The sequence below is a fragment of the Citrobacter sp. Marseille-Q6884 genome, assembly GCF_945906775.1.
In the GTDB taxonomy this organism is placed as follows: Bacteria; Pseudomonadota; Gammaproteobacteria; order Enterobacterales; family Enterobacteriaceae; genus Citrobacter.
The window spans coordinates 50,226-73,025 of sequence record NZ_CAMDRE010000001.1 but is presented as its reverse complement, the minus strand read 5'-3'; the positions used below and the strand labels follow the sequence as shown (position 1 = coordinate 73,025).

23 protein-coding genes are annotated in these 22,800 nt (G+C 55.4%); 13 read left to right on the top strand and 10 right to left on the bottom strand.

The window, feature by feature from the left end; all coding sequences use genetic code 11:
- The first annotated feature begins 128 nt into the window (after nucleotides 1-128).
- Nucleotides 129-473, top strand: coding sequence for a nitrous oxide-stimulated promoter family protein (locus N7268_RS00400; protein ID WP_198906125.1), 345 nt, complete (start codon nucleotides 129-131; stop codon nucleotides 471-473).
- A gap of 29 nt (nucleotides 474-502) precedes the next feature.
- Here N7268_RS00400 and N7268_RS00395 read toward each other — a convergent pair whose 3' ends face one another.
- The 7 genes from N7268_RS00395 to hypA all read right to left on the bottom strand — a co-directional run bounded on the left by N7268_RS00395 (nucleotide 503) and on the right by hypA (nucleotide 6,925).
- Nucleotides 503-931: a molybdopterin-binding protein gene (locus N7268_RS00395; protein WP_260861398.1), complete on the bottom strand. Its 429-nt coding sequence runs from the start codon at nucleotides 929-931 to the stop codon at nucleotides 503-505.
- A gap of 44 nt (nucleotides 932-975) precedes the next feature.
- Nucleotides 976-3,054, bottom strand: a complete 2,079-nt coding sequence (gene flhA, locus N7268_RS00390) for a formate hydrogenlyase transcriptional activator FlhA (RefSeq protein ID WP_260861397.1) — start codon at nucleotides 3,052-3,054, stop codon at nucleotides 976-978.
- Between the two features lie 158 nt (nucleotides 3,055-3,212).
- Complete coding sequence (gene hypE, locus N7268_RS00385; protein ID WP_260861396.1) at nucleotides 3,213-4,223, bottom strand: hydrogenase maturation carbamoyl dehydratase HypE; 1,011 nt, start codon at nucleotides 4,221-4,223, stop codon at nucleotides 3,213-3,215.
- Nucleotides 4,220-5,341 carry a hydrogenase formation protein HypD gene (gene hypD, locus N7268_RS00380; protein WP_260861395.1) on the bottom strand — a complete coding sequence of 374 codons (1,122 nt, stop codon included), beginning with the start codon at nucleotides 5,339-5,341 and terminating at the stop codon, nucleotides 4,220-4,222. The genes hypE and hypD overlap by 4 nt, the downstream gene beginning before the upstream one ends.
- The gene (gene hypC / locus N7268_RS00375) at nucleotides 5,342-5,614 is read right to left on the bottom strand and encodes a hydrogenase 3 maturation protein HypC (RefSeq protein WP_260861394.1); all 273 of its coding nucleotides are present in this window, start codon (nucleotides 5,612-5,614) and stop codon (nucleotides 5,342-5,344) included.
- Complete coding sequence (hypB, locus tag N7268_RS00370; protein ID WP_198906130.1) at nucleotides 5,605-6,477, bottom strand: hydrogenase nickel incorporation protein HypB; 873 nt, start codon at nucleotides 6,475-6,477, stop codon at nucleotides 5,605-5,607. Before hypB ends, hypC begins: the two co-directional genes overlap by 10 nt.
- Before the next feature lie 91 nt (nucleotides 6,478-6,568).
- Complete coding sequence (gene hypA, locus N7268_RS00365) at nucleotides 6,569-6,925, bottom strand: hydrogenase maturation nickel metallochaperone HypA (protein ID WP_198906132.1); 357 nt, start codon at nucleotides 6,923-6,925, stop codon at nucleotides 6,569-6,571.
- A 198-nt stretch (nucleotides 6,926-7,123) separates the two neighbouring features.
- On the opposite strand from hypA, the gene hycA reads away from it, so the two are divergent.
- The 9 genes from hycA (at nucleotide 7,124) to hycI (ending at nucleotide 15,005) form a co-directional block, all read left to right on the top strand.
- Nucleotides 7,124-7,582, top strand: a complete 459-nt coding sequence (gene hycA, locus N7268_RS00360; RefSeq protein ID WP_260861393.1) for a formate hydrogenlyase regulator HycA — start codon at nucleotides 7,124-7,126, stop codon at nucleotides 7,580-7,582.
- Nucleotides 7,583-7,725: 143 nt separating this feature from the next.
- On the top strand, nucleotides 7,726-8,337 hold the full coding sequence (gene hycB / locus N7268_RS00355) for a formate hydrogenlyase subunit HycB (protein WP_260861392.1): 612 nt from the start codon (nucleotides 7,726-7,728) through the stop codon (nucleotides 8,335-8,337).
- Entirely contained in the window at nucleotides 8,334-10,160 is a 1,827-nt protein-coding gene (hycC, locus tag N7268_RS00350; RefSeq protein WP_260861391.1) for a formate hydrogenlyase subunit 3, read from the top strand. The genes hycB and hycC overlap by 4 nt, the downstream gene beginning before the upstream one ends.
- 2 nt (nucleotides 10,161-10,162) lie before the next feature.
- Nucleotides 10,163-11,086, top strand: a complete 924-nt coding sequence (locus N7268_RS00345) for a respiratory chain complex I subunit 1 family protein (RefSeq protein ID WP_260861390.1) — start codon at nucleotides 10,163-10,165, stop codon at nucleotides 11,084-11,086.
- Nucleotides 11,087-11,103: 17 nt separating this feature from the next.
- Entirely contained in the window at nucleotides 11,104-12,813 is a 1,710-nt protein-coding gene (gene hycE, locus N7268_RS00340) for an NADH-quinone oxidoreductase subunit C (protein WP_198906141.1), read from the top strand.
- A 9-nt stretch (nucleotides 12,814-12,822) separates the two neighbouring features.
- Nucleotides 12,823-13,365, top strand: a complete 543-nt coding sequence (hycF, locus tag N7268_RS00335) for a formate hydrogenlyase subunit HycF (protein ID WP_260861389.1) — start codon at nucleotides 12,823-12,825, stop codon at nucleotides 13,363-13,365.
- Nucleotides 13,365-14,132 carry a formate hydrogenlyase subunit HycG gene (hycG, locus tag N7268_RS00330; protein WP_260861388.1) on the top strand — a complete coding sequence of 256 codons (768 nt, stop codon included), beginning with the start codon at nucleotides 13,365-13,367 and terminating at the stop codon, nucleotides 14,130-14,132. The genes hycF and hycG overlap by 1 nt, the downstream gene beginning before the upstream one ends.
- On the top strand, nucleotides 14,129-14,539 hold the full coding sequence (locus N7268_RS00325; protein WP_198906146.1) for a formate hydrogenlyase maturation HycH family protein: 411 nt from the start codon (nucleotides 14,129-14,131) through the stop codon (nucleotides 14,537-14,539). The genes hycG and N7268_RS00325 overlap by 4 nt, the downstream gene beginning before the upstream one ends.
- Nucleotides 14,532-15,005, top strand: coding sequence for a hydrogenase maturation peptidase HycI (gene hycI / locus N7268_RS00320; protein WP_260861387.1), 474 nt, complete (start codon nucleotides 14,532-14,534; stop codon nucleotides 15,003-15,005). The genes N7268_RS00325 and hycI overlap by 8 nt, the downstream gene beginning before the upstream one ends.
- A gap of 62 nt (nucleotides 15,006-15,067) precedes the next feature.
- Here the strand turns inward: hycI and N7268_RS00315 are convergent, their stop codons facing one another.
- The 3 genes from N7268_RS00315 to ascF form a co-directional block, all read right to left on the bottom strand.
- The gene (locus tag N7268_RS00315) at nucleotides 15,068-15,307 is read right to left on the bottom strand and encodes a SymE family type I addiction module toxin (protein ID WP_198906148.1); all 240 of its coding nucleotides are present in this window, start codon (nucleotides 15,305-15,307) and stop codon (nucleotides 15,068-15,070) included.
- Nucleotides 15,308-15,487: 180 nt separating this feature from the next.
- Nucleotides 15,488-16,912, bottom strand: coding sequence for a 6-phospho-beta-glucosidase (locus N7268_RS00310; protein WP_260861386.1), 1,425 nt, complete (start codon nucleotides 16,910-16,912; stop codon nucleotides 15,488-15,490).
- A 22-nt stretch (nucleotides 16,913-16,934) separates the two neighbouring features.
- A complete protein-coding gene (gene ascF / locus N7268_RS00305; RefSeq protein WP_260861385.1) occupies nucleotides 16,935-18,389 on the bottom strand; it encodes a PTS cellobiose/arbutin/salicin transporter subunit IIBC in 1,455 nt (484 codons plus the stop codon).
- Nucleotides 18,390-18,652: 263 nt separating this feature from the next.
- On the opposite strand from ascF, the gene N7268_RS00300 reads away from it, so the two are divergent.
- The 3 genes from N7268_RS00300 (at nucleotide 18,653) to hypF (ending at nucleotide 22,701) form a co-directional block, all read left to right on the top strand.
- Nucleotides 18,653-19,666, top strand: a complete 1,014-nt coding sequence (locus tag N7268_RS00300) for a LacI family DNA-binding transcriptional regulator (protein WP_260861384.1) — start codon at nucleotides 18,653-18,655, stop codon at nucleotides 19,664-19,666.
- A 145-nt stretch (nucleotides 19,667-19,811) separates the two neighbouring features.
- Nucleotides 19,812-20,357 (top strand): electron transport protein HydN, encoded by a 546-nt coding sequence (hydN, locus tag N7268_RS00295; RefSeq protein ID WP_003037366.1) that lies wholly within the window; start codon nucleotides 19,812-19,814, stop codon nucleotides 20,355-20,357.
- Between the two features lie 103 nt (nucleotides 20,358-20,460).
- The gene (hypF, locus tag N7268_RS00290; protein ID WP_260861383.1) at nucleotides 20,461-22,701 is read left to right on the top strand and encodes a carbamoyltransferase HypF; all 2,241 of its coding nucleotides are present in this window, start codon (nucleotides 20,461-20,463) and stop codon (nucleotides 22,699-22,701) included.
- Nucleotides 22,702-22,800 lie beyond the last annotated feature (99 nt).

Here is a 22,800-nt window from a genome sequence, read left to right as displayed (position 1 = left end):
TAGCACATGGCATAAACAAATGAAAATAATTCTTATTTGCGTAGGGTGCTAAGGATGTATCACCTTCAGGTGATAGTCGCGTGGATGACTAAGGTGTATTATTTATGCAACTTAAATATGGAGGCATCATGTCTGGCAAACGTATTGCACGTGAAAAAATGACGATCCAGAAAATGATCTCGCTATACGAAAACCAGTGTCCGCAGGCTTCGAAGGAGCCTGGGCATTACGACGCGTTATTTAGTTATGCGCAAAAACGCCTGGATAAGTGTGTGTTTGGCGAAGAAAAACCCGCGTGCAAACAGTGCCCGGTACACTGTTATCAACCGGCGAAGCGTGAAGAGATGAAGCAGATTATGCGCTGGGCGGGGCCGAGAATGCTCTGGCGCCATCCGATTTTGACTGTGCGTCATTTGATTGATGACAAACGCCCGGTCCCGGAATTGCCCGAGAAGTATCAGCGCAAAAAATAATGCCCTCGGCACGAGGGCATTGTCGGGGATTATGCTTTGGTGGCAATCAGAATCGCTGAGGCCTTGATCAGCGCAATGACGCGGCTGCCCTGGCTCAGTTTCATTTCTTGCTGACTCTCGTTAGTGATCACGGCAACGATGTCAAAACCGGCATCTGTCTTGATGTGTACCGTCGCGTTGACTGCACCTTCAGTAACCTGAGAAACGCTGCCAGCAAACTGGTTACGGGCTGAGAAGTTCAGCCCACAGTCTTCCGTTGCCAGCGTGACCCACGGTGCTTTGATCAGGGCAATCGCTTCTTTTCCGTTTGCCAGACCCAGCGCCTGTTGGCTGCTATGGGTAACAATCGCGACCAGTTTTGCACCGCCTGCCAGCGTCAGTTCAACTTCATCATTCACTGCGCCAGTGGCAACCGCACTTACCGTACCGGTGAGTTGATTACGTGCTGATACCGCCATACTGCCTCCTTTCGTTGAGATATCCCCCAGTATAGCCACAGTTGTTAAACCAGCGCATCTTTATCAATACCCAGTCGCTTCATACGTGAAAGCAGGGTGGTGCGCTTCAGACCCAGGCGCTGCGCCGCGCCTTTGGGACCGGCGACAACGCCGTTAGTCTCTTTCAGTACGCGCATAATGAGCTGGTATTCGTCCTCACCCTCTTGTGCGACTTCTGTTGCCACCGGGGGATCGGAAGGAGTCAGGTTGGCGACATCAGGCAGCGAGAGTTGCAGCACGTTGCCTCGCGTCAGCAGAACCGCACGCTCCACGACGTTTTCCAGTTCGCGCACGTTCCCCGGCCATTCCATACTGCTCAGCGTTCGCAGCGCTTCCGCAGGAATACTGTCGATGTTACGTCCCATCCGGCGGGCGATTTTAAAGGTGAAGGCTTTCACCAGCAGGGGAATATCTTCCGGGCGCTCACGCAGCGGCGGCAAATGGATCGGGAAGACGTTCAGACGATAGTACAGATCGTTACGGAACTCGCGATCTGCCACCATTTTTTTCAGATCCCGGTTGGTGGCGGCGATCAGGCGGACATCCGTCTGGATCAGCTTGTTACTGCCCAGCCGTTCAAATTCCTGTTCCTGGAGAACGCGCAGCAGTTTTGGCTGCAATTCCAGCGGCATATCGCCCACTTCGTCGAGGAACAGCGAGCTTTTATCCGCCAGCTCGAAACGACCAATTCGCTGAGCGCTGGCGCCGGTAAACGCACCGCGTTCATGGCCAAACAGATCGCTTTCCAGTAATCCGGCAGGCATGGCTGCGCAGTTCATCTTCACCATCCGGCGGGCATTACGTCCGCTCAGATTGTGAATGGCCCGGGCTATCAGTTCTTTACCTGTTCCGGTCTCACCCAGAATCAGGACAGTGCTGTCGCTTTGCGCCACCATCTCGACCTGTTTGAGGACGCTGTACATCGCTTCGCTGCGACCAATGATCTCGCCAAACTCACTGTCTACGTTGTTGAGTTGTTCGGTCAGCGCCAGGTTTTCATCGACCAGCCGCTCTTTCAGGCGGTGGATCTCCTGATAGGCGAGGGCGTTATCGACGGCAATCGCCACGCGTTCGGCAATCTGGCGCAACAATTTGAGGTTGGCGGTGGTGAAGACTTTCTCTTCACACTGCGCCAGCTTGAGGACGCCAAGCATCGTATTGCCGGACATCAGCGGCAGCAGGCACAGCGTTTGTATCTGGTTGCCCCAGGTTTCGAACAGCATACGTTCGTAAGGCGCAAGCGCATCGCGTTCGTTCAGGTTAATCAGCAGCATCTCTTTGCTTTTGAATACCCGTTCAGAGAGCGTGCCGGCTTCGTCCACTTCACTTTGTTCATGTGCCGGATGATGCTCATCCAGATAGTGGGTGGAGTAAATGCTCAGCTTATTTTTGCGATCGCTGCGCAGCACGATGCTGATGTCATCAATATTGAAGTAGTGGTGGATCTCTTTGGCGACTTCGCTGACCAGCTCATCAACGTCCAGGCGGGAGAGCACGGCGTTGGTGATGGCGACCAGGATGCGAAAGTTGTCGCGCTCGCGGCATAACAGTTCGTAATCGACGTTGTTCGTTACCCGGCTCTGAATTTGCTCCGCAACGACACCGACGATCTGCGTAAAAGTCTGCAGCCGGTTGTACTCTTTTTCCGTCCACGGGCGGTCTTCATTGCGGATGAATTCACAGCCGCCAAAGATCCGTCCATCGGCCGCCAGCGGTAGCAGGCAGTAGTGTCCAAATTCAGCGTACAAGCCGCCGGACGCCAGCTGCGGCCAGGTTTCGGTGAACTCATGGTAGTTGCAATGTAGCGTATCGGGACGAGACAAAATGCGGCGCACCGGTCCGTGCGCCAGTACGGTTTCGTCTTCATAATCGATGGGCTTACCATTTTCACGCGTCGCGAAATAATGCGCACGCTGCGTCTGCGCCTGCCATAACACAATAGCCGCGCAATCGGCCAGCGCCGAACGCTTGACCAGTTGCGAAAGCGCCTCACTGAGAGACTGAAGATCGGGCTGCTGTAATAATGTACGAGTAATATCGAACAAGCCTTGCTGTCCGAGGTCACTCATCGGTGTATACGACATATTGCTTTTCCAGGAAGCACCACAGAACGGTGCGAAAACGGTAAATGAATTATAGGTATCAGTCGTAACTTATTGCCGGATGGCGGGTTCACCCTACCCGGCCTACGGGCAATGTCTTGCCTGCAGACCGGATAAGTGTAGCGCCACCGGGCAATATATCAGCATATACGCGGTAATGGTTCGGCGTGTGGTAAATCGAGGGTGCGTTTTACGCCGTAGAGCCCGGCAAGTCGGACGCCTTTGCGTTCGACAACTTCGCCGATCAGGGCGGCATCCTGGCCTAACGGGTGCGCGCGCAGTGCGGCAAGTACCGCTTCTGCTGCCTGACGTTCAACCGCGATCACCAGTTTACCTTCGTTGGCGAAGTTGAGCGCATCCAGACCGAGCAGTTCGCAGACGCCGCGGACTGCAGGTTTCACCGGCAGGGCCGCTTCTGACAGCTCAATCCCATAGCCGCATGCTGCTGCGAACTCATGTGTGACCGCGTTGACGCCGCCACGTGTAGCATCACGCAGCGCTTTCACGCCAGGAATATCTCGCAGTGTCTGAATCAGTGGGGTTAATACCGCACAATCGCTCACCAGTTCGCCATCCAGTCCCAACTGCTCGCGCAGGTTCAGGATGGTCGCGCCGTGATCGCCAAGGGTGCCGCTGACCAGCAGCACATCGCCGACGCTCAGAGTCTGTGCGCCCCAGTGAATATCGGCCGGAATCGCGCCCATACCTGCGGTGTTAATGAAGAGCTTGTCTGCTGCGCCGCGCTGCACAACCTTGGTGTCGCCGGTCACGATAGCAATGCCCGCTTCGCGCGCGGTAGCCGCCATGCTGTTGACGACGGTTTTCAGCGTATCCATCGACAGGCCTTCTTCGAGGATAAATCCGCAGGAGAGGTAGCGAGGAATCGCGCCGCTTACCGCGACATCGTTGGCTGTGCCGCAGATTGCCAGCTTACCGATATTACCGCCAGGGAAGAACAGCGGGTCGATGACATAGCTGTCAGTTGAAAATGCCAGACGGTCGCCTTCAGCAACCAGTTGCGCCAGATCCAGACGTGCCTGATCTTCCTGTTCCGCCAGCCACGGATTCGCAAATGCTTCCATAAACAGACTGTTGATCAACTGCTGCATAGCCTGACCGCCGCTACCGTGGGCGAGTTGTACGCTGTTCATGCTTCACACTCCTGCTGACGATACTGATACCAGGCGGCACATGCGCCTTCGGATGAGACCATTAATGCGCCAAACGCGGTCTCTGGATTACAGGTTTTGCCAAATAATGGACACTGATGCGGCTTACATCTGCCGGTCAGTACTTCCCCGCAACGGGCGCGAGGATCGTCATAGACCTGCTGCGGCGCAGGCTGGAAATGCGCTTCGGCATCAAAACGCTGATAATCAGGCGTCAGGTGAACCCCCGAGGATTCGATGACACCCAAACCGCGCCATTCGCTGTTGCCATTGACGCAAAATACTTCAGCGATGGCCTGTTGCGCCAGGGCGTTACCGGCATCCGGTACGACGCGGCGATACTGGTTCTCAACCTGGCTTTGGGCCGCTATTTTCTGCTCAATCAGCATCACGACGCCTTGCAGCAGATCAAGCGGTTCAAAACCCGCGACCACTAACGGGCGATGAAAATCTGAGGCGATGAAATTATAGGCATCGGTACCGATCACCATACTCACGTGACCGGGGGCTAAGAAGGCGTCGATACCGTTGTCCGGCTGCTCCAGCAGGCTACGCAGCGTAGGAATAAGCGTGATGTGCTGGCAGAAAAAGTAAAAGTTCTGCACGTCGCGCTGTTTTGCCTGCTGAAGGGTGATCGCGGTCGTCGGCATGGTGGTTTCAAAACCCAGACCAAAGAACACGACTTTGCGTGTCGGGTTCTCTTGCGCCAGCTTCAGGGCATCCATCGGAGAGTAGACGATGCGGATATCCGCACCACGCGCTTTGGCCTGCAGCAGTGAACCTTGTTTACCCGGTACGCGCATCGCGTCGCCAAAGGTACAGAAAATCACGTCTGGATGGCTGGCGATTTCTACGCAGCTGTCGATTCTGCCCATCGGCAGAACGCAAACCGGACAGCCCGGGCCGTGAATAAACTCTACGTTTTCAGGCAGTAGTTGGTCGAGACCAAATTTGAAGATAGCGTGAGTATGACCACCGCACACTTCCATAATGCGCAGCGGACGTTCAGCCGTATAGGGGAGGTGAGCGGCACGTTCACACAGGTGCTCAATTAACTGCATCACCTGTTCTGGTGCGCGATATTCGTCAACAAAACGCATTTATTTTTCCTCGCCATACAGCAACGCGCCGACATCCGGCTCAACGTCAAACATGTTTTGCAGCGCATCGAGCGTGTCGCGCGCTTCGGCTTCATTAATGATGCTCATGGCAAAGCCGACGTGAACCAGTACCCACTGGCCCAGACGCGGCTGACCATTTTCATCGCAGCTACCGACCAGCGTCAGGTCAACGTCGCGCTGAATGCCGCAAACATCCACCTTGGCCTGGTTACCTTCAATGGTGCGGATTTGACCCGGAACACCTATGCACATCGCTGCGTCTCCAGCCAGGCAAGCCATTGATCCATCCCTTCGCCGCTGGTGGCAGAAATCAGGATGATCTCAATTTCCGGGTTCACTTCACGGGCGCTGGCGATACATTTTTCAACATCAAAGTTGAGGTACGGCAGCAGATCCACTTTATTGAGCAGCATCAGCGAGGCGGCAGCAAACATATGCGGATATTTCAGCGGCTTATCTTCCCCTTCGGTGACGGAAAGTACCGCGACTTTATGGCGCTCGCCGAGGTCGAAGCTGGCCGGGCAAACCAGGTTGCCGACGTTTTCGATAAATAAAATACCGTTGTCATCCAAAGGCAGACGCGGGGCGGCATCGGCAATCATTTGTGCGTCAAGGTGGCAGCCTTTACCGGTGTTCACCTGAATGGCTGGCGTACCGGTTGCGCGAATGCGGGCAGCATCGTTGACCGTCTGCTGATCGCCTTCAATGACCGCGCACGGCACGCGGTCCTTCAGTTTCATCAGCGTTTCAGTCAGCAGCGTCGTTTTACCGGAACCCGGGCTTGATACGAGGTTAAGTACCAGATGTTGGCGGGCAGCGAAGCGGGCGCGGTTACGCTCGGCCAGACGGTTGTTTTTGTCCAGCACGTCAATTTCCACTTCCAGCATGCGGCGTTGGCTCATGCCTGGCGCGTGGGTGCCTGCTTCACCATGACCGTAATGTAAATCGCCTTCTGCGGTCTGGCTCGGCGTGAAATTGGATGTCTTCACACCGGTGATATTCAGCGCCGGACGTGCTGCCGGGGCAAATGGCGCGCTACGAAACGCCGAATGAGGGTTATGTTCATCACCCTCTATATAAAGGTTGCCTTCCGCGCAACCGCATGTCGTACACATCGCTCACTCCTGATTCATTGCTTATTACGTGCTTTTTGCCAGATGGCGACGCTAGCGCCTTATCCGGCCTGGGGGGCATCACCGGCAGTAATTAATCTTCAGCGTCGCCTATTTCTATTCGTCGAATCTGTAAGCCGTCATCAGCCACAATTCTCAGCGTGTCGCTGTTGCATTGTGGACAGCGGCGCACGCGTTGCGTCAGTAACGTGACATATTGCTGACAAGATTCGCACCAACACTCGGCTTCTTGTTCTTCGAGGTGCAGTTTACAACCTTCTGCAAGTGTCCCGCGGCATACCAGATCAAAACAAAAGGCGAGAGCACTGGTTTCTACGCAAGAAAATGCGCCAATTTTGAGCCAGACCCCAGTCACCCGATGAGCGCCGTGTTGTTTGGCCTGTTGTTCAATCAATTCCAGTGCCCGTTGGCAGAGGGTTATTTCGTGCATATCGCCTCCCATAGTCGTTGCCCTGTAAAAGCAATAAACATGCCAGGTTGAATTTTTCCACGCGTGACAATGTCGACGATGACGAAATGACATGTCGTCACGCCTGCTAATTTTTATATCCATATGAAAATTAACGATTTTAATGTTGGCATGAAATGTGCTTAAGGCTGTCTATCTCTGCTAAACGGGTAACCTGACATGACTATTTGGGAAATAAGCGAAAAAGCCGATTACATCGCTGAACGGCACCGTCGCCTACAGGACCAGTGGCGTATTTACTGCAACTCGCTGGTTCAGGGGATCACCCTGTCGAAAGCGCGTTTGCATCATGCGATGAGCTGCGCGCCGGACAAGGATCTCTGCTTTGTCCTTTTTGAACATTTCACTATTTACGTCACGCTGGCGGATGGCTTTAACAGCCATACCATCGAGTACTACGTCGAAACGAAAGACGGTGACGATAAACAGCTGATTGCGCAGGCACAGCTGACCATCGATGGCACAGTCGATGACCGAATTAGCAACCGCGATCGCGAGCAGGTGCTGGAGCACTATCTCGAGAAAATCGCCAGCGTCTACGACAGCCTGTATACCGCGGTTGAAAACAATATGCCGGTGAATTTAAGCCAACTGGTAGAAGGACATAACCCGGCATAAGCCTCGGGTGTTGCCCACTTGCGTCATGGTGTGGTTTTCCGCTGCATCACGACAGTTTAGGGAATGGGCATGTCGAAAAGTGTCGAAAATGACATTCGATAGACATGTTTCGTCAAAAATGACTATCACCTGAGGAATGCCTGGTGAATCGTTTTGTAATTGCTGACTCCACTCTTTGTATTGGCTGCCACACCTGTGAAGCCGCCTGCTCAGAGACACATCGCCAGCATGGCCTGCAGTCAATGCCGCGCCTTAAAGTGATGTTAAATGAAAAAGAATCTGCGCCGCAGCTTTGCCACCAGTGTGAAGATGCGCCTTGTGCCACCGTTTGCCCGGTTAATGCCATTAACCGTGTCGATGGCGCCGTACAGCTGAATGAAAGCCTGTGCGTGAGCTGCAAACTGTGCGGGATTGCTTGCCCGTTCGGGGCGATTGAATTTTCCGGCAGCCGTCCGCTGCACATCCCGGCGAACGCCAATACGCCAAAAGCGCCTCCGGCTCCGCCTGCACCCGCGCGTGTCAGCACGCTGCTGGACTGGGTTCCGGGCGTACGCGCCATCGCGGTGAAATGCGATCTGTGCAGTTTTGATGAGCAAGGTCCGGCCTGCGTACGCATGTGTCCGACCAAAGCCCTGCATCTGGTGAGCAATACGGATATCGCCCGCGCCAGCAAACGTAAGCGTGAGCTGACCTTCAATACCGATTTCGGCGATCTCACCTTGTTTCAGCAGGCTCAGAGTGGGGATGCAAAATGAGCGTAATTTCACTGATTAACAGCGGCGTGGCCTGGTTTACGGCTGCGGCGGTTCTGGCATTTCTGTTTTCGTTTCATAAACCGCTGAGCGGTTGGATTGCGGGCGTGGGCGGCGCAGTCGGCAGCCTGTGTACGGCGGCGGCGGGTTTTACCGTGCTGACGAACGCACTCGCGGTCAGCGGCGTGATGCCGTTTATCGGTCACGGTCTGCAAGTGACCCCGCTGAATGCGATTTGGCTTATCACGCTGGGTCTGTGCGGTCTGTTTGTCAGCCTGTACAACATTGACTGGCATCGTCATCCGCAGGTAAAGGCCAACGGTCTGCTGGTTAACCTGCTGATGGCTGCTGCGGTGTGTGCGGTGGTGGCCAGCAACCTCGGTACGCTGGTGGTGATGGCGGAAATCATGGCGCTGTGCGCGGTGTTCCTGACAGGTTGCAGCAAAGAAGGCAAATTGTGGTTTGCTCTGGGTCGTCTGGGCACCCTGTTGCTGGCGGTTGCCTGCTACCTGGTGTGGCAGCGCTACGGCACGCTGGAACTGCGTCTGCTCGACCTGCGTACGCAGGAATTGCCGCTCGGCTCTGACATCTGGGTACTGGGCGTTGCCGGTTTTGGTTTGCTGGCCGGGATTATCCCGCTGCACGGTTGGGTACCACAGGCGCACGCTAACGCCAGCGCACCGGCTGCGGCGCTGTTCTCTACCGTGGTCATGAAGGTGGGTCTGCTGGGGATTTTGACCTTGTCTCTGCTGGGCGGTAATGCGCCGTTGTGGTGGGGCATTGCGCTGTTGGTACTGGGTATGATCACCGCGTTTGTCGGCGGTCTGTATGCGCTGATGGAGCACAACATCCAGCGTCTGCTGGCTTATCACACGCTGGAAAATATCGGCATTATTCTGCTGGGTCTGGGTGCCGGTGTGACCGGGATTGCCCTCAATCAACCCGCGCTGATTGCGCTGGGTCTGACCGGCGGTTTGTACCATCTGGTTAACCATAGTCTGTTTAAAAGCGTTCTGTTCCTGGGCGCAGGCAGCATCTGGTTCCGTACCGGTCATCGTGATATCGAAAAACTGGGTGGTATTGGTAAACGCATGCCGGTGATTTCTCTGGCTATGCTGGTCGGTCTGATGGCGATGGCTGCGCTGCCACCACTGAACGGCTTTGCCGGTGAATGGGTTATCTATCAATCCTTCTTCAAACTGGGCAACAGCGGAGCGTTTATCGGTCGTCTGTTAGGACCGTTGCTGGCGGTAGGGCTGGCGATTACCGGCGCGCTGGCCGTGATGTGTATGGCGAAAGTCTATGGCGTCACGTTCCTGGGCGCACCGCGCACGAAGGAAGCTGAAAACGCCTGCTGCGCACCCATCCTGATGGGCGTGAGCGTGGTTGCACTGGCTATCTGCTGCGTGCTTGGCGGTGTTGCTGCACCGTGGCTGCTGCCGCTGATCTCTTCGGCTGTACCGCTGCCGCTGGAAACGGCGAACACCACCGTTTCTCAACCTATGATTACGCTGCTGCTGATTGCTTGTCCTCTGCTGCCGTTCATCATCATGGCTATTTTCAAAGGCAACCGTCTGCCGTCGCGTTCACGCGGTGCGGCGTGGGTGTGTGGTTACGATCACGAGCAGTCGATGGTTATCACCGCGCACGGTTTTGCTATGCCGGTGAAAGAAGCCTTTGCTCCGGTACTCAAATTGCGTAAATGGCTGAATCCGGTGTCACTGGTTCCGGGCTGGCAGAATGCGGCTGCACCGGTGCTGTTCCGTCGCCTGGCGCTGATTGAGCTGGCGGTGCTGGTGGTGATTGTGGTTTCACGAGGAGCCTGAGAATGAGTGTTTTATATCCGTTAATTCAGGCGCTGGTGTTGTTTGCCGTAGCGCCGCTGCTGTCCGGTATCACCCGTGTGGCGCGTGCGCGTTTGCACAATCGCCGCGGTCCGGGCGTGTTACAGGAATACCGCGACATTATCAAACTGCTGGGTCGTCAGAGCATTGCGCCTGCGGATTCCAGCTGGGTATTCCGTCTGACGCCGTTCGTGATGGTGGGTGTCATGCTGACTATCGCCACCGCGTTGCCGGTCGTGACCGTTGGCTCACCGCTGCCGCAACTGGGCGACTTGATCACCTTAATTTACCTGTTCGCCATTGCCCGCTTCTTCTTCTCTATCGCGGGTCTGGATACCGGTAGCCCGTTCACCGCCATTGGTGCCAGCCGTGAAGCGATGCTCGGTGTGTTGGTAGAGCCCATTCTGCTGCTGGGGTTGTGGGTCGCGGCGCAGGTCGCGGGTTCAACCCATATCAGCAACATTGCCGATACCGTTTATCACTGGCCTGCTGCGCGCAGCATCCCGCTGATTCTGGCGCTGTGCGCCTGCGCTTTCGCCACCTTTATCGAAATGGGCAAACTGCCGTTCGATCTCGCGGAAGCGGAGCAAGAGCTGCAGGAAGGTCCGTTGACCGAATACAGCGGCAGCGGTTTTGCAGTGCTGAAATGGGGTATTAGCCTCAAGCAACTGGTCGTTCTGCAAATGTTTGTCGGCGTGTTCCTGCCGTGGGGACAGATGGAAACCTTTACGGCGGGTGGGCTGCTGCTGGCGTTGGTGATCGCCATCGTCAAGCTGGTCGTCGGCGTACTGGTGATTGCCCTGTTCGAAAACAGCATGGCGCGTCTGCGTTTTTGCGCCACTTCACGCGTGACCTGGGCCGGTTTTGGGTTTGCGTTTTTAGCATTCGTCTCCTTGCTGGTGGCGTGATTTAAGAGAGTTTGAGCATGTCTGAAGAAAAATTAGGTCAACAATACCTTGCGGCACTGCACCAGGCATTTCCTGGCGTCGTACTGGACGAAGCCTGGCAGACCAAAGATCAGCTGACCATCACCGTGAAGGTGAACTATCTGCCAGAAGTGGTTGAGTTCCTTTACTACAAACAGGGCGGATGGTTGTCCGTGCTGTTTGGTAATGACGAACGCCAGCTGTGCGGTCGCTATGCTGTGTATTACGTGATGTCGATGGAGCAGGGCACCAAGTGCTGGATCACCGTTCGCGTTGAAGTCGATGCCAATACACTGGAATTCCCGTCCGTCACGCCGCGCGTACCGGCCGCCGTCTGGGGCGAGCGTGAAGTGCGCGATATGTACGGTTTGATCCCGGTAGGATTACCGGATGAACGTCGTCTGGTGCTGCCGGATGACTGGCCGGATGAACTCTATCCGCTGCGTAAAGACAGCATGGATTACCGTCAGCGCCCGGCGCCGACGACCGATGCCGAAACCTACGAGTTCATTAACGAACTGGGTGACAAGAAAAACAACGTGGTGCCGATTGGCCCGCTGCACGTGACTTCCGATGAACCGGGTCACTTCCGTTTGTTCGTTGATGGCGAGAACATCATCGACGCTGACTACCGTCTGTTCTATGTCCACCGTGGCATGGAAAAACTGGCGGAAACGCGTATGGGCTACAACGAAGTGACGTTCCTGTCGGATCGCGTGTGCGGTATTTGTGGTTTTGCCCACAGCACCGCGTACACCACCTCCGTCGAAAATGCGATGGGGATTGTGGTGCCGGAACGCGCACAGATGATCCGCGCCATTCTGCTGGAAGTTGAACGTCTGCACTCGCACCTGCTGAACCTTGGCCTGGCGTGTCACTTCACCGGCTTCGACTCTGGTTTTATGCAGTTCTTCCGCGTACGTGAAACGTCCATGAAGATGGCAGAGATCCTGACCGGCGCGCGTAAAACTTACGGTCTGAACTTGATCGGCGGTATCCGTCGCGATCTGCTGAAAGAAGACATGATCCAGACTCGTCAGCTGGCGCAGCAGATGCGTCGTGACGTGCAGGAACTGGTCGATATGCTGCTCAGCACGCCGAACATGGAACAGCGTACCGTCGGTATTGGTCGCCTGGACCCGGAAATCGCCCGTGATTTCAGTAACGTCGGTCCGATGGTTCGCGCTAGCGGCCACGCGCGTGACACCCGTGCTGACCACCCGTTTGTGGGTTACGGTCTGCTGCCGATGGAAGTTCACAGCGAGCAGGGCTGCGACGTTATTTCTCGTTTAAAAGTGCGTATCAACGAAGTCTACACGGCGCTCAACATGATCGACTTTGGTCTGGATAACCTGCCAGGCGGTCCGCTGATGGTGGAAGGTTTCACCTATATTCCACACCGTTTCGCGCTGGGCTTTGCCGAAGCGCCGCGCGGGGATGACATCCACTGGAGCATGACTGGCGACAACCAGAAACTGTATCGCTGGCGCTGCCGTGCGGCCACCTACGCGAACTGGCCGACACTGCGTTACATGCTGCGTGGTAACACCGTTTCTGATGCCCCGCTGATTATCGGTAGCCTCGATCCTTGCTACTCCTGTACTGACCGCATGACCGTGGTCGATGTGCGTAAGAAGAAAAGCAAAGTCGTGCCGTACAAAGAACTTGAGCGCTACAGCATCGAGCGTAAAAACTCGCCGCTGAAATAAGGAATCGCCATGTTTACTTTTATCAAAAAAGTCATCAAAACCGGGACGCAGACGTCGTCGTATCCGCTGGAGCCGATCGCGGTTGATAAAAACTTCCGTGGTAAACCGGAACACAATCCGCAGCAGTGCATTGGTTGCGCAGCGTGTGTGAATGCGTGTCCGTCAAACGCGCTGACGGTCGAAACAGACCTGGTCACGAACGAGCTGGCGTGGCAGTTTAACCTCGGCCGCTGCATCTTCTGCGCCCGCTGTGAAGAAGTCTGCCCAACGGCGGCGATCACACTGTCTCAGGAATATGAACTGGCAGTGTGGAAGAAAGAGGATTTCCTGCAGCAGTCTCGTTTCGCGCTGTGCAATTGCCGCGTCTGTAACCGTCCGTTTGCGGTACAAAAAGAGATTGATTACGCCATTGCGCTGCTGAAGCACAACGGTGATAGCCGTGCGGAAAATCACCGTGAAAGCTTTGAGACCTGCCCGGACTGTAAGCGCCAGAAATGCCTGGTGCCGTCTGACCGTATTGAACTGACTCGCCATATGAAAGAGGCCAGCTGATGAGCAATTTATTAGGCCCACGTGACGCCAACGGTATTCCGGTACCGATGACGGTGGATGAATCCATTGCCAGCATGAAAGCATCGCTGCTGAAAAGCATCAAGCGTTCGGCTTACGTCTACCGTGTAGACTGCGGCGGCTGTAACGGCTGCGAAATCGAAATTTTTGCTACGTTATCCCCGCTGTTTGACGCAGAACGTTTTGGGATCAAAGTGGTGCCATCACCACGTCATGCGGATATTCTGCTGTTTACCGGTGCGGTCACCCGCGCGATGCGCTCCCCGGCGCTGCGTGCCTGGCAGTCTGCGCCGGACCCGAAAATTTGTATCTCTTACGGGGCCTGCGGTAACAGTGGCGGGATCTTCCACGACTTATACTGTGTCTGGGGCGGTACGGATAAAATCGTTCCGGTGGATGTCTATATTCCGGGATGCCCGCCGACGCCTGCGGCAACGCTGTACGGTTTTGCCATGGCGCTGGGTCTGCTGGAGCAAAAAATTCACGCGCGCGCGCCTGGCGAACTGGACGAACAGCCTGCAGAAATTCTGCACCCGGATATGGTTCAACCGTTACGTGTGAAGGTCGATCGTGAAGCGCGCCGTCTGGCGGGTTATCGCTATGGCCGCCAGATCGCGGATGACTACATGACGCAGTTAGGTCTGGGCGAACATCAGGTGGCGCGTTGGCTGGAGGCGGAAAACGATCCGCGTCTGACCGAGATCGTCACCCATCTTAACCAGGTCGTTGAAGAGGCGCGTATCCGATGAGTGAAACGGTGGTGTTCAGTCAACTGAGCCGTAAGTTTATTGATGAGAACGATGCGACGCCCGCCGAGGCGCAGCAGGTTGTCTATTACAGCCTGGCGATTGGTCACCACCTGGGGGTTATCGATTGCCTGGAGGCGGCGTTAACCTGTCCATGGGATGCGTATCTGGCGTGGATTGCGACACTTGCACAAGGAAGCGAAGCCCGCCGTAAAATGGAAGGCGTGCCGAAATACGGTGAGATCGTCATCGATTTTAACCATGTGCAGATGCTGGCGCGTGCGTTTGATGACGCGCTCGCCGTGCAGACGCCGCAGCAGCAGGAATGGAGCAAACTGATGCTCAGCATGCTCCATGATATTCATCAGGAAAGCGCCATCTATCTGATGGTGAGGAGACACCGTGACTGACGTTTTATTGTGTGTTGGCAACAGCATGATGGGCGATGACGGCGCGGGTCCGCTGCTGGCGGAGATGTGCGCGGCAGAGCCTAAAGGCAACTGGGTGGTCATCGACGGTGGCAGCGCGCCTGAGAATGATATTGTGGCCATTCGCGAACTGCGCCCGGAACGTCTGCTGATTGTGGATGCAACCGATATGGGCCTTAACCCCGGTGAGATCCGTATTATCGATCCTGATGACATCGCCGAGATGTTCATGATGACGACGCACAATATGCCGCTGAACTACCTGGTCGATCAGCTGAAAGACGATGTTGGCGAGGTTATTTTCCTCGGCATTCAGCCGGATATTGTCGGCTTTTACTATCCGATGACACAGCCAATCAAAGAAGCGGTTGAGACTGTGTATCAGCGATTAGCCGGGTGGGAAGGCCACGGCGGATTTGCCGAGTTAGAAGCACCGGAAGAAGAATAACCCCTGTCAGTGCCGGATGCCCCCATCAGCGACATCCGGCCTGTTTTCCCTCACGACAACAGCTATTCCGCTGCCTGCTCAATAATTAATTTCCCCTGCATCACCGAAACATTCACCGCAGTGCCTGTCGGGAATCCAGCCTGTTCCAGCCAGTCGCCGTTCAGCGTAAGCGACGCATGCCGACTGATACGTAGTGTGTATCCGGTTTGACGATCTTCGTACCGTTTTCTGACATAACCCACGGTTAAACGCCGCATAGGTTTGGAAATAATCGCTGCGGGTTGAGAATGATCAGTAGCCATGAACGCTTCCTTGTTGCGAAGTGACGAACGATGAAAAGTAAAAACTACTGAATAAAATGCCAGTAAAAAAGCGCGGGGGCAAACCTGAAACGGGAAGGGCGATTCCATATTGGGAATGCAATAAATGAAACGAACACGGGATGTCATGCCGGAGGGCAGTCGCGCCCTCCGGCAGGTGGATTACGTCAGGTCGGCGCCGTTGCTGGCAATGACTTTTTTGTACCACCAGAATGACTTCTTGCGGGTACGCGCCAGGGTTCCATTCCCTGCGTCGTCCCGATCTACATAGACAAAGCCGTAACGTTTGCTCATTTCGCCGGTTGAGGCCGAGACCAGATCGATACAACCCCAGGTGGTGTAACCCATCAACGGTACGCCGTCTTCGATCGCATCTGCCATGGCGCGAATGTGTTCACGTAAATAACGGATGCGATAGTCGTCATGGATTTCGCCGTTGGCATCCTGCTCATCTTTTGCTCCCAGCCCGTTTTCCACCAAAAATAGCGGTTTCTGATAACGGTCATACATCATGTTCATGGTGATGCGCAGACCCAGCGGGTCTATGCCCCAGCCCCATTCACTGGCTTCGATGTACGGATTGCGCAGCGATTTCACCACGTTGGCGGCACGGGTATTGCCGGTGTTCATCTCAGCTGAGGCACAGCGAGAGGCGTAATAACTGAAGGAGACAAAATCGACGGTATTTTTCAGGATTTCATCATCTTCCGGGGCTTTTTCAATCACGACGCCTTTATCGCGAAACACGCGGGCAGAGTAAGCGGGATAAGCTCCGCGCGCCTGTACATCAATAAAGAACAGGTTTTCGCGGTCTTTTTCCAGCGCTGTCCACACATCCTCAGGTTTGCATGAGTAAGGATAGAAATTTCCCCCCGCCAGCATACAACCGACCTGGTTGTGTGGGTTGATTTCATGGGCGATTTTGGTCGCCAGCGCGCTGGCGATCAGCTCGTGATGCGCGGACTGATATTTCACCTGATCCTGGTTTTCACCTTCTTCAAACACCAGTCCGGCGCCTGAAAAAGGGCTGTGCAGCATGATGTTGATTTCATTAAACGTCAGCCAGTACTTCACCAGACCGTCAAAGGCTTTGAAGCAGGTTCGGGCGTAACGGGTAAAAAACTCCACCATTTTGCGGTTACGCCAGGAACCGTACTCGGTCACCAGATGCATAGGGACATCAAAGTGGCACAGGGTGACCAGCGGCTCAATGCCGTATTTTTTGCACTCTTCAAACACCGCACGGTAAAACGCGATACCTTCTTCATTAGGGGTGAGCTCATCCCCGTTTGGGTAAAGACGGCTCCATGCAATTGAGGTACGAAAAACCGTAAATCCCATTTCGGCCATCAGCGCGATATCATCTTTATAGCGATGATAAAAATCGATCGCGTCATGGCTGGGATAAAACTCATCATCCCGCAGCTGAAAGCGCTTTTCCTGCCCCAGTTTGACGGGCATCCGGTGTGCACCGTGCGGGATCATATCTACGGTGGTCAGCCCCTTGCCACCCTCCCGATATGCGCCTTCAGACTGGTTGGCGGCCAGTGCGCCGCCCCATAAAAATCCTTGCGGAAAAACAGACATAGTAAACCTCAGTTATGACCAGTCAGATGCTGGCTCCATTGATATTGCCCGGTTGCGCGCCCTGGTTTTTTCTGGCCTGTGCGGCCGCATCTTCGACGGGAATATCCTCAAAGCCGAGAAGCAGCGTTAAGACAAAGGACAGCACCACCGCCAGCGCCATTACGCCAAACACCCAGACGATGGTCATTGGATTGGCGGGGTCGAAGAACTGTACGCTGGTAAACAGGCCCGGTGCTGCCATTGAGTGGCTCGCCAGTCCGGCCATTCCGGCAACGGCACCGCAGATAAAGCCGCTGATAAGACTCGCAATCAGCGGGCGTTTCAGACGGATCGCCACACCGTACAGCGCGGGTTCCGAAATCCCCGCCATAATGGCAGAGGCCGCCGCCGCCAACGCGGTCTGGCGCAGTTCCGGGTTTTTCGTTTTCCATGCCACGGCTAAAGACGAGCCGCCCAGCGACAGGTTGGCGCCGATTTCAGAGGGCATGACCATGCCTTCTTTCCCGGTTTCGGCGATGGTTTGAATAATGGTGGGTGTAAAGACGCGGTGCATACCGGTCATGACCAGCAGCGGCCACAGTGCGCCCATGATGGCAACGGACAGCCAGCCCAGATAGCCGTGAATGGTGTAAACCAGTGCGGAAATCGCGCTACCGATCCAGATGCCGATGGGGCCAATTAAGACGATGGCAAGCGGGGCGGCGATCAAGACGATCAGCATGGGTTTAAGGAAGTTTTTGGTTACCGCCGGGGTGATGCGATCCACCCAACGTTCGATGTACGACAGACACCAGGTCATGACCAACGCCGGGATCACCGTGTAGGTGTATTTCACCGCCGTAACCGGGATCAGGGCAAACTCAACGTGCTCACCCTGCGCGGCCTTCGCCATCAGGTCGATAAAACTGGGGTGCACCAGCACGCCCGCAATGGCGATAGCCAGCGACATGTTGGTTTTGAATTTGATCGCGGCCGAAGCGGCGACCATCAGCGGCAGGAAGAAGAAAGCGCCGTCGCCGATAACGGTCAGGATGGTGAGCGTGGATGAGCCTTTCACCAGTACGCCGGTCATTTCGAGAACCATCGCCAGCAGTTTGAGCATCGATCCGCCGATAATCGCCGGGATCAACGGAGACATGGTGCCGATCAGCGCGTCGAGGATCCCCGCGCCAATGCGCTTCAGTGTCAGCTTCGGTTTCGCTTCTGGTTCGGCGGGTTGCAGATCGCCCGGCAGCAGGCTGACGACGTCGCGGTATGCCTGCGAAACGGTATTACCAATGATCACCTGACACTGGTTATCGTTACGTACCACGCCGAGCACGCCGTTGATGGCCTTCAGGGTGGCACTGTCTACCTGCGAGTCATCTTTGATAACAAAACGCAAACGGGTCATGCAGTGTGTGACTGCAGTGATGTTATCGACGCCGCCAAGCGCCGTTACAACCGAGCGCGCCAGCGCTGCATAATTCTTAGACATCGGATTTAATCCTGTTTTATCAGTAGGGTACGTTATGTCTTACCGTTTACGTGGGTCTCATTTCTGTGTTGATGAAACATCGATAGGAAACCGGTTCCACAAAATCATCTGTATTTTTATTAATTCTAGCAAGATTTAATTTTGATCATTTTTTATAAATGTGACTACGATCACCAGATACGGGATGCTGCAATTTAGCAGCAAGGACAGCGGTGAAACGGTGCAGTACACTGCGTCACATTGAGTGTTAAGGGATAAGAAATATGACCACGATGCTGGAAGTGGCGAAGCGTGCTGGCGTGTCGAAAGCGACGGTTTCCCGGGTGCTTTCCGGGAACGGCTATGTCAGCGAGGAGACCAAAGACCGCGTATTCCAGGCCATTGAAGAGAGCGGTTATCGCCCTAATTTACTGGCGCGCAGCCTGGCGGCGAAGACCACCCAGACGCTGGGGCTGGTGGTGACCAACACCTTGTATCATGGCGTCTATTTTAGTGAGCTGCTGTTTCATACCGCGCGCATGGCGGAGGACAAGGGGCGCCAGCTTTTGCTTGCTGACGGTAAGCACAGTGCAGAAGAAGAGCGGCAGGCGATTCAGTACCTGCTCGACCTGCGCTGTGATGCGATCATGATTTACCCGCGATTTCTCAGCGTGGATGAAATAGACGACATCATCGATGCGCACACTCAACCGATCATGGTGCTTAATCGACGGTTGCGGAAAAACAGCAGTCACTGCGTCTGGTGCGATCAAAAGCAAACCAGCTTTAATGCCGTGACGCAGTTGATTGCCGCTGGGCATAAAGAGATTGGGTTTATTAGCGGTTCAATGGATTCGCCGACCGGGGTGGAGCGTCTTTCAGGTTATAAAGACGCGCTGGCGCATCATGATATTCCCTTGAATAATGATCTGATTGTTAAAGGAAAATGGACGCCATCCAGCGGTGCTGCGGGCGTCGATACGTTGCTTTCTCGCAACGTCAATTTCACCGCGCTGGTGGCCAGCAATGATGACATGGCTATCGGGGCGATGAAGCAACTGCATGAGCGTGGTTTCACGGTTCCCGCGCAGGTATCGGTGATTGGCTTCGATGATGTTGCTCTTGCGCCTTATACGATCCCGGCGCTGTCCAGCGTCAAAATCCCGGTGACGGAGATGATTCAGGAGACGATTGGACGCCTCATTTTTATGCTGGACGGTGGCGCATTTACGCCGCCGAAAGCCTTTACCGGTGAGCTGATTGTCCGTGACTCCATCGCGCCGTCAGTTTCACGCTGACGGCTGTCATTTGTCATCGTCACTAGTGACGATGACACGCTTTAGTCTCGCCCGGTAAAATAAAACCCTTTTAATAACAATGTATTAAAATTTGGCACGATTCGTGAATGCTTCGGCAGATAATCTGTCATTGCTGGAGAAATTGATGAACCGTTTCATCATTGCAGACGCCAATAAATGCATTGGTTGCCGTACCTGTGAAGTGGCCTGCGTGGTATCCCATCAGGATAACCAGGACTGCGCATCGCTGACCCCTGAAACCTTTTTACCGCGTATTCACGTGATCAAAGGCGTTAATGTCTCCACCGCGACGCTGTGCCGCCAGTGTGAAGATGCGCCGTGCGCGAACGTCTGTCCGAACGGCGCTATCAGCCGCGATAAAGGTTTTGTCCACGTCATGCAAGAGCGCTGCATTGGTTGTAAAACCTGCGTGGTGGCTTGCCCTTACGGCGCAATGGAAGTGGTTGTTCGCCCTGTCGTGCGTAACAGCGGCGCGGGTCTGAACGTGCGCGCTGAAAAAGCCGAAGCCAACAAGTGCGACCTGTGCCACCACCGCGAAGCCGGCCCTGCCTGTATGGAAGTTTGCCCGACTCACGCACTGATTTATGTCGATCGTAATAAGCTTGAACAACTGAGCGCAGAAAAACGCCGTCGTGCAGCGCTGGATTCCACCGCGTCTTTGCTGTTCTGATCCCCTATAATCCGCGTAAAATAGTGGGGTTATTTTGCCGGATAGCGGCTTCGCTTATCCGGCAAACGGCCACTTCAGGGAAACATAACCGCGGGAATTTATCATGACAATACACCACCACTCCGGCGTAGAACTGCGTATTCGCGGTAAAGTGCAGGGCGTCGGATTTCGTCCCTTTGTCTGGCAACTGGCGCAGCGACTGCATCTGCATGGCGACGTCTGTAACGACGGTGACGGCGTGGTTGTTCGTCTACTGGAAGATCCGGCGGTGTTTATCACCGAACTGCATCAGCATTGCCCGCCGTTAGCGCGAATTGACAGCGTCGAGAGCGAGCCGTTTGTCTGGTCTCAGCAGCCTGCTGATTTCTCGATTCGCCAAAGTGCGGGCGGCACGATGAATACACAAATCGTCCCCGATGCCGCTACCTGTCCCGAATGTCTGGCTGAAATGAACACCCCTGGCGAACGCCGCTATCGTTATCCCTTTATCAACTGCACCCACTGCGGCCCGCGCTTTACGATTATTCGCGCCATGCCGTACGACCGTCCGTTTACCGTGATGGCGTCGTTCCCGCTCTGCCCACAATGCGATAAAGAGTATCGTGATCCGTACGACCGTCGCTTCCATGCGCAGCCGGTTGCCTGCCCGGAATGTGGCCCGCATCTTGAGTGGGTCAGCGCAGACGTGCGGGCGGAAAAAGAAACGGCGTTGCAGGCTGCGGTGACATTGCTGAAAGCGGGCGGCATTGTGGCCGTCAAAGGGATTGGCGGATTTCATCTGGTTTGCGATGCGCGCAACGACAAAGCTGTCGCGTTGCTTCGTTCGCGCAAACGTCGTCCGGCTAAACCGTTGGCGGTGATGCTGCCCGGTGATGACGGACTGCCGGAATGTGCGCGTCGTTTACTGACAACGCCGGCAGCACCGATTGTGCTGGTGAATAAACAGCATGTGGTTGCGCTGAGCGAAGGGATTGCGCCGGGGTTAACGGAAGTCGGCGTGATGTTGCCCGCCAACCCATTGCAACATCTGCTGTTACAGGCAATGAAGGGCCCGCTGGTGATGACTTCCGGCAACCTCAGCGGCAGGCCGCCTGCGGTGACTAATGCGCAGGCGCTGGACGATTTGCACGAGATTGCCGACGGTTTTCTGCTGCATAACCGCGAGATCGTGCAGCGTATGGATGATTCCGTGGTGCGTGAAAGCGGGGAAATGCTGCGCCGCTCCAGGGGGTATGTGCCGGATGCGGTGGCGCTGCCGCCCGGTTTTCGCGACGTCCCGCCGATGCTGTGCCTGGGGGCGGATCTGAAAAACACGTTCTGCCTGATTCGGGGAGAGCAGGCCGTTATCAGCCAGCATCTGGGCGATCTCAGTGACGATGGTATTCAACATCAGTGGCGTGATGCGCTGCGTTTAATCCAGAACATTTATGATTTCACCCCGCAGCGTATCGTCTGCGATGCGCATCCTGGCTACGTTTCCAGCCAGTGGGCCCGCGAGATGAACTTACCGATCGAAACAGTACTGCATCATCATGCTCACGCCGCCGCGTGTCTGGCTGAACACGGCTGGCCGCTCGACGGTGGAGACGTGATTGCGTTGACGCTGGACGGTATCGGCATGGGTGAAAACGGCGCGTTGTGGGGTGGGGAGTGTTTGCGGGTCAATTATTGTGAATGCGAACATCTTGGCGGCTTACCGGCCGTCGCGCTGGTAGGCGGTGATCTGGCGGCAAAACAGCCGTGGCGTAATCTGTTGGCACAGTGTCTGCGTTTTGTTCCTGACTGGCAGGGTTACCCGGAAACGGCGGCGCTGCAACAACAAAACTGGAGCGTGTTGTCACGGGCTATTGAACGGGGGATCAACGCACCGCTGGCGTCCTCGTGCGGACGGTTGTTTGATGCCGTTGCTGCAGCGCTTGATTGCGCGCCGGTGTCGCTGAGTTATGAAGGGGAGGCCGCCTGTACTCTGGAGGCGCTGGCTTCACAATGCGCGGGTGTTGAGCATCCGGTGACGCTGCCGGTGACCCGCAACCAGCTGGATTTGGCTGTTTTCTGGCAGCAGTGGCTGAACTGGCAAGGGACCCCTGCCGAACGCGCATGGGCTTTCCATGATGCGCTGGCGCATGGCTTTGCCTCGCTGATGCGTGAGCAGGCGGTATCGCGGGGGATTACGACGCTGGCATTCAGTGGCGGCGTGATGCATAACCGTCTGCTGTCGTCGCGCCTGGCCTGTTATCTGGCTGATTTTACGTTGCTGTTCCCGCAGCGGTTACCGGCAGGAGATGGCGGATTATCGTTGGGGCAGGGGGTTATCGCTGCCGCGCGGGCGCTTACGCAAAAATAAAAAAAAGCCCCGGGACTGGCGGGGCAAGTCAAACAGGTCGGGGCATACCGACAGGTGGCAACACACATCCGTGTGCGTGAGGTTAATAAATCAGTCGTC